The following is a 7901-nucleotide window of genomic DNA, read 5'->3' on the forward strand; positions in this document are numbered from 1 at the left end:
ATGGATGAGAGGCCGGGGAGACAAATTGAATGCAAAGCGTGTAATTTTGGCGCACAACTCAAAAATAAAAGAATGAACCGGTCCTGGATAATTTTACTTGTGCTGTTGATTGCAGTGAACCCTGCCCGCGCGCAGAAGAAGAAAAAGGATAATGCAAATGAGAATGGTGAAAAAAAGGAACTGACGCTACAGGATATCTGGGCATCAGGGAAGTTTTATCCCAAAGGAATGACGGGCATAAGGCCTTTGAACGATGGGAAGCATTTTGCCAGGCTGCATAATGACTTCAGTTCTGGCAGCTCATCTCTGCTGCGATACCAATATGATGGCGATAAAGTAGATACGCTATTTACGACCGGATGGCTGACCGGAACTGTAGCCGACATTATTTTCGATGACCTTGCCCTTTCTGAATCGGAAAAGACGGTGATATTGGAAACGGGTACTGTGCCGCTTTACCGGCATTCTTCTAAGGCAATGTATTATCTCTGGAACAAGGACAACCGCCTGGCAAAACCCATTATGGAGGAGGAACTGGTAATGTATCCGAACCTCTCGGCCCCGGAAGATAAAGTGGCTTTTGTGAAGGACAACAACCTCTACGTCCAGAACCTGGCTGACGACAAAGTGACGCAGATCACAAAGGATGGCGAAATAAACAAGATCATCAACGGGGCGAGCGACTGGGTTTATGAGGAGGAATTCAAGCTGGTGCAGGCTTATGAATGGAACCCTGAAGGAACCCGCATTGCCTACTACAAATTTGACGAGCGTGAGGTGCAGGAATACATGCTGAAAAAGTACACGAACAGTGCTTATCCTGAATCTTACCGCTACAAATACCCTAAGGTAGGAGCCGTCAACAGCAAGGTGAGCATTTGGATTTACGACTTAAAAACCGGCAAAAACACGCAGGTGGCTCTGGGGGATGAATACGAATACATTCCCAGGATAAAATGGACCCGCGAGCCGGATGTGCTTTCAATACAACTGATGAACCGTCATCAGAATAAGCAGGAACTGGTTTTTGCCAATGCCGTCACCGGCACTTCTGAGGTGGTCCTGACCGAGCAAAGCGATACCTATATTGACATTACAGACGATCTTACTTTCCTTCCGGAAAACGATTTTTTGTGGACATCTGACCTTAGCGGATACAACCATATTTATTTATATGACAATGAGGGAAACCTGGAACGCCAGATCACGAGCGGTGAATGGGACGTGACCGAATTCCTGGGATATGCTGAAAATGATAAAACCCTCTACTATGCAAGTGCTGAGGAATCACCTTTGGAGCGATACATCTACTCCGTGAAGCTGAACGGAAAAGGCCCGAAAAAGATGACACATAAAAAGGGCTGGAACGATGTGTCCTTCAGCAAAACGTTTGACTATATGATCCACAACTGGAGCGAAGCCACCGAGCCGCCCGTTGTCGCTATCAGGAAGTCGGGCGGAGCTATGGTAAAAGAGGTGGAGGCGAATAATGAACTCCGCGAAGTGCTTTCAGAATATGACCTGCCGGAAAAGGAGTTTTTCAGCTTTAAAGGCCCTGACGGGACACTGCTAAACGGCTGGATGATAAAACCTGCTGATTTCAAAGAAAAAAACAAATACCCGGTGTTGATGACCGTATATGGCGGCCCCGGTTCACAAACAGTGGAAAACCAGTGGAGCAGCTATAATGAAATGTGGTTTCAATACATGGTTTCCAAAGGGTATATCGTAGTATCTGTGGATAACCGCGGGACTGGCGCGCGCGGCAGCAATTTCAAGAAGATGACCTACCTGAACCTGGGCAAGTATGAGGTGGAAGATCAAATGGCGGCAGCCGAATACCTGGGCAACCTTGAATATGTAGACGCCTCGCGGATCGGGATATTTGGCTGGAGCTATGGTGGCTACATGGCTTCCCTTTGCATAATGAAAGGAAATGAGCTCTTCAAAACTGCTGTGGCTGTGGCCCCGGTTTCTGACTGGCGTTTTTACGATAATATTTATACTGAGCGGTTTATGCGCACACCGGAAGAAAATCCTGAAGGGTATAAAGAAAGTTCAGTGCTTACCTATGTAGATCAGTTAAAAGGAAACTACCTGATAGTGCATGGAACTTTTGATGACAACGTGCATCCGCAGAACAGCCTGGAACTCATAAAACAATTAATAGCGCGGAACAAAAAGTTCGATTCTGAATTTTACCCTGATAAAAACCACGGGATATATGGCGGCTATACGAGGCTCCATCTTTTTACGAAAATCACAGATTACCTTCTCTCAAATCTTTAAGGAAAACCTGGCATAATGGAAGAAAAAACAGAAAGCAAAAGCAGAAAGTGGATTTGGATTCTGATCTTAATATTGATCATAATCCTGGTGCCCGCAGGTATTTGGGTATTTAAAAATAATGAGATAAAAAATCTTACAGAAGATTTTGGTCAGGAGCGCCTGGAAATGGAGCGGCAGTTTGAGAGTAAATTCAGGGAAGAGCAAAAGGAACATGCCCGCCTGATGGTGAAGCCACTCACCTGGGCCGTTCGGGCTGAGATGATGCGCGATAACCTGGAGCAGGTGAATCAATACCTGTCGCAGTTCGTGAAAGAAAAGAACATACAGCAGGTTATGCTCGTGGATAATGACGGGCAGATTCTGATCTCTACCGATAAAAAGACTGAGAACGCGGCATTTTCTGAGTGGTATGATGCGGCCTTGCTGCAGGACGGTGAGATTACGCTTTCTGAACGTGAAGGAGGAGATGTTGCCATTGTGGCTCCGGTAATGGGTCTCGATACGCGACTGGGAACGCTGGTGGTATTTTACAAGCCTTCTCAATACGAATCATCATACGAACATTCTGCGGAACCGGAAATTCCAGCAGAATGACGAAAAGCAGTTTTCTTAATGTAGCTAGGATATGGGCTATCCGCAGGCTTTTGTGGGTGTTGCCTTGCTTCCTTCTCTGCTTTGTCCCGTCCTGCAAAAAAGATCCATTGCTTGGAAACGACATTGAGATTCGCCATGTCTATTTCCTGAACACCTGTGCAGGTTATTGCACCAGAGAAATCATCCTCAGCCCGGGAACCGTAACCTACATTAAATCAGGACCGAATGACTCGGTTTTTCCTGAAATACGAATCACGGAGGAGGTGACCGAAGAACAGTGGCAGAGGCTGAGAGCCGCTATTCCCTACAACCACCTAAGCCGGATGCAGGATACTATTGGCTGCCCCACCTGCGATGACCGGGTAGGTGAGACCCTGCAGGTTACCCGTGGCGATTTCCAAAAATCCGTTTCAATGGAGTTGACTGTCCAACCATCTCCCATCCAGCCTTTATTGGAAATATTGAGGGAAATTAATTTTTCTTTTCCCTGAGTTGCAGTTCTGGGTTCCGGGTTCCGGGTTCCGTGTTCTAGTGATTTGATCAGGGTATTTGGCTGATGTTTTATCCTTTAACCTTGAGAAAGCCCGCGACCGCTATATTTTATTACCTGTTCAAAATGAATTTTAAAAATTTAAAGAATCATAGGTTTTAAAAGTTCTGTCTGTATTTTTTCTATTTTTAGCCCCTCAATTTACAATTCACTCAATTGATCGCGATCATCAGCCGATTCATACGTTTGCGCTTGCAGCAAGATCTCCTGATCCTCATTGGGTGCTATCCTAACCAATTTTAAATCTATACTTCTTAATGAGCACAGTAAATCAGAATGCCCTGCCAATTGACCGTTCAGAATTATGGGGCCATCCAAAAGGATTATACATCCTCTTCTTCACAGAGCTATGGGAGCGGTTCAGTTATTATGGAATGCGCGCCATCCTTGTGCTGTATATCATCAGTTCGGCCGCTGACCAAAATGCCGGGCTCGGCTGGGCCGAAGGCAGAGCTTTGGCGCTATACGGCTGGTATACGATGCTCGTATACGTAATGTCCATTCCGGGGGGTATCATAGCAGACAAATGGCTCGGACAGAAAAAGACGGTGCTATTGGGCGGCCTTACTTTATGTGCGGGCCACGGAATACTGGCGGTAGATGCACCGTGGGCATTCTTCACAGGCCTGGCGCTGATCATCATTGGGGTGGGAGGTTTGAAACCCAATATTTCCACGATGGTGGGCGGCTTATACAAGCCCGGAGATGAACGCAGAGACAGCGGCTTTACCATCTTTTATATCGGGATAAACGTGGGTGCATTCCTTTCATCCCTCATCGTAGGATATGTGGGAGAGAAAATTGGCTGGCACTACGGTTTTGGCCTTGCAGGAATAGGAATGTTGCTGGGGCAGGTGGTTTACATGATGGGCCAGAAATACCTCAGAGGGGTGGGAGAGGCCCCCGGCAGTGATCCGCATCCAGATGAATCCATCATTCATGCTGACAGGGCCGAAGACACTTCGCTGGGAGAGCTCTTCAGAAGGTTATTCAGAAGTCCGGTGCAACTGGCCATTACAGCGGTGTTGCTGATAGGGGGAATTCTGATGGGACTCTTTCTTTTTGAAGGATTTGACAGATGGGCTTATGCCGCCTTGTTCGCATTTCTTGCCATTACGGCTGGTATGCTGATGATGATCTACAAGGATGTAGACTCCAAGGATAAAGACCGGCTGGTTGTGCTGCTGCTTTCATTTATCATCGTCATCGTTTTCTGGGGAGCATTCGAACAGGCCGGTGGGCTGATGAATATTTACACAAAGCAGAAAATTGACAGGTTCGTTTCGATCTCTGTTCTGGACATTCTGTTCTATGCAGGTACAGCGCTGCTGCTGATTCGGGGTGTTATCGGCACCTTGCGCAAGGAAGATACGCAGGTGCTGTATTACGTGATCGGAGCGTTATTGGGCATTGGCTACACCGTTTTAAGATATTTGGAACTCACAGATCCTTACCTCATTCCTGCATCCGTATTTCAGTCCGTCAACGCGCTGTTTATCATCATCTTCGGAACCATTGTAGCCGGTTTCTGGCTGTGGTGGAAGCACCGGGGCAAAGAATCCTCATCGCTCTTTAAGATGGCGACAGGAACAATCATCATGGGTGCAGGATTCATTTTTATGGCTATGGCCACCAAGCAGGCTGATGATTTTGTGGGCGCTAAGGGAATGTTAATCCTCCTGATCCTCGCTTATTTTTTCCACACTATTGGCGAACTCTGCGCCTCTCCGGTAGCCCTTTCATTCATCACAAAGCTGGCACCGGTAAAATATGTTTCCATCATGATGGGACTTTATTTTGCCGCGACCGGTTTGGGAAATAAAGTAGCCGGAGCCATAGGCGAAGCAGCCCAGGCCGAACCCGTAAAAGTTGAACTCACCGCCTCCCGCGATCAGATGCTGGCCTATGTGCCGGATTCCATCATCAATAAATCACAAAATTTTCAAATCGTGGCTGATGTGAAAATTGAAAATGGCCAGGTGATTCTGATGAAGGACGGCACCGACTTCAACCGGTTTATTGAATGGAAAGATGGCGGCCGTGAGGAACTGACCGGCCGCGCGGTGAAGGCAGAAGAGCCGGAACTTACAGCCATCCTGGATTTTGAGCGGGAAAAGGAGATGAAGGAAAAAGCGCCCGGCACAACTGCCGGATACACAGCCCAGGTACAAATATTTGAATTACAGAACCAGCGCGAATACTGGACTTTCCTTTCCATTTTTCTGCTTACCGCAGTGTTTGGTTTGCTCTTGCTGGCATTCCTGCGCAAGCTGAAAAAACTTACGCATGGCGCTGAAGAGAAAGAAGGCACCAGCCACGAAGAGCATGAACCTTATGAGATCTCTGACATCCAGGATAAAGACAAGAAGAATCCGGGAGAGATTTAATAATTCTTAAAAAAATGGCGCTACCATTTAACCCAATAAAATCAATTAATTAAATTCCTTCATTTATCATTGATTTAATCAAAATAGATAAGGAAGGATTTGCATTATAAAATTGCAAATTACTGATTGAATTTTAATAATAAGTTCGATGGATTTAGGATTAGGATTGCTCATTTTCGGTTGGATCTTCGTCATTATCTGGGTTCCGGTGGTTATTTTATCGCAGCGGAAAATTCATCCCAAAGCGTTGTTCGTACTGTTTTTTGCCGAACTGTGGGAGCGCTTTTCATTTTATGGAATGCGCTCGCTCCTCATGCTTTATATGGTGATGGAATTGTTCTCGGAAATGGACAAGGGCGAGGCCGACACGAAGGCTTACGGAATTTACGGTTCCTATATGGCGCTGGTTTATGCCACTCCCGTATTGGGAGGAATAATTGCCGACAAAATACTTGGCTTCAGGCGCTCCATAATATTGGGTGGGGTATTTATGGCGCTCGGCCATTTTGTACTGGGATTTGAAGGCCAGCATTTACTTTTCTACCTGGCGCTGGGTCTCATTATCGTGGGCAATGGTTTTTTCAAACCCAATATTTCCAGCTTCCTCGGTACATTTTATAAGCAGAACGACCCACGGAAAGACGGAGCCTTTACGATCTTTTATATGGGCGTGAATATCGGGGCATTCCTGGCGCCCCTCACTTGCGGGTACATCGGGATGGAAGTAAGCTGGTTCTGGGGTTTCAGCCTGGCAGGCTTTGGAATGCTGGTAGGCCTGGTGATGTTCTGGTTCAACATGAAAGGATTGACCATAGATGAGGACATGAGCGATGAGGACTCGTCCGGCTACGAATCGCAGCCTTCGATGGGTGAAATTCTTGATCAGGATCTGGCCCGTAAACAACAACCATCCATAAGCCGGGAAAAGGGCTTGCCTCCAAATCCCGAGGAATTGCACAAGCCTGTGTTCCTGGGAATGAGCCGGAATATTCTGATTATTCTTGGCGCGGTGGTAAGCGTATTTATAGCAGCCGCTGTGCTCAATGAGAATGACATTATGAAATGGGTGATGATCGGCATCGCAGTTTTGATAATTGGCTATCTGCTCTTTTACAGCATTAACACTGACAACAAGGTGGAAGGCCAGCGGCTTCAGGTGGTGATCGTGCTCTTCTTTTTCCACATGATGTTCTGGGCATTGTTTGAACAGGCAGGTGGATCGCTTACGCTGTTTGCAGAGCGCAATGTAGACCGGAGCATATTCGGTTCGGAACCCATTCCCACACCCATTTTTCAGAGCCTGAATCCGCTCTTCATTATGCTGCTGGCTCCGGTTTTTTCCTGGATATGGATACAATTGAGCCGGAGAAAGAAAGAACCCACCACGCCCATGAAGTTTGTGCTTGGGCTGGTACAACTTTGCCTCGGCTTTGTGGTGCTCGTGGCCGGAGCCAAACTTTTTGCGGGAAATGGATTTGTGCCCCTCATTTTTCTGGTATTAATGTACATGCTGCATACGATGGGCGAGTTGAGTCTTTCTCCCGTGGGCCTTTCCATGGTGTCCAAGCTTTCTCCTCCCCGAATTGTGGGTTTTGTAATGGGCGCATGGTTTCTTTCCATGGCGCTGGCCCATGAAGTAGCAGCCGAACTGGGAAAACTCACATCGGTGCCCGATGCAGAAACTGCCAATGTTTTTGAGACCCTGAATGCATTCAGTGATATGTATGCTGTGTGGGGGATTTTCGGAATCGGGGGTGCTTCATTGCTCCTCTTTTTGCTGACGAAACCACTAAGCAGAATGATGCACGGGATCCATTAGGATAAACGATTTTTAACCACAAGGACACAAAGAATATAAAACTTCGTGAACCTTGTGCATCCCTTGTGTCCCTGGTGGTTAATATTTTTTACCACAATGCACACCAAGGGTTTTCACAATGGACACAAAGAATATAAAACTTCGTGAACCTTGTGCGTTCCTTGTGTCCCTGGTGGTTAATATTTTTTAACACAATGTACACCAAGGGTTTTCACAATGGACACAAAGAATATAAAACTTCGTGAACCTTGTGCGTTCCTTG

Annotated in this window: 5 protein-coding genes; all 5 read left to right on the forward strand. The window is 46.7% G+C overall.

Annotated elements, in window-relative coordinates:
* Window positions 1-72: 72 nt before the first annotated feature.
* The 5 genes from WD077_11175 (at window position 73) to WD077_11195 (ending at window position 7639) form a co-directional block, all read left to right on the forward strand.
* On the forward strand, window positions 73-2289 hold the full coding sequence (locus tag WD077_11175) for a S9 family peptidase (GenBank protein ID MEX0967791.1): 2217 nt from the start codon (window positions 73-75) through the stop codon (window positions 2287-2289).
* Between the two features lie 15 nt (window positions 2290-2304).
* Window positions 2305-2883 (forward strand): PDC sensor domain-containing protein, encoded by a 579-nt coding sequence (locus WD077_11180; protein ID MEX0967792.1) that lies wholly within the window; start codon window positions 2305-2307, stop codon window positions 2881-2883.
* Window positions 2880-3374, forward strand: coding sequence for a hypothetical protein (locus WD077_11185; protein MEX0967793.1), 495 nt, complete (start codon window positions 2880-2882; stop codon window positions 3372-3374). Before WD077_11180 ends, WD077_11185 begins: the two co-directional genes overlap by 4 nt.
* Window positions 3375-3690: 316 nt before the next feature.
* Window positions 3691-5820, forward strand: coding sequence for a peptide MFS transporter (locus WD077_11190; GenBank protein ID MEX0967794.1), 2130 nt, complete (start codon window positions 3691-3693; stop codon window positions 5818-5820).
* A 148-nt stretch (window positions 5821-5968) separates the two neighbouring features.
* The gene (locus WD077_11195) at window positions 5969-7639 is read left to right on the forward strand and encodes a peptide MFS transporter (GenBank protein ID MEX0967795.1); all 1671 of its coding nucleotides are present in this window, start codon (window positions 5969-5971) and stop codon (window positions 7637-7639) included.
* Window positions 7640-7901 lie beyond the last annotated feature (262 nt).

It is taken from the genome of Bacteroidia bacterium, from assembly GCA_040880525.1.
GTDB lineage: Bacteria > Bacteroidota > Bacteroidia > CAILMK01 > JBBDIG01 > JBBDIG01.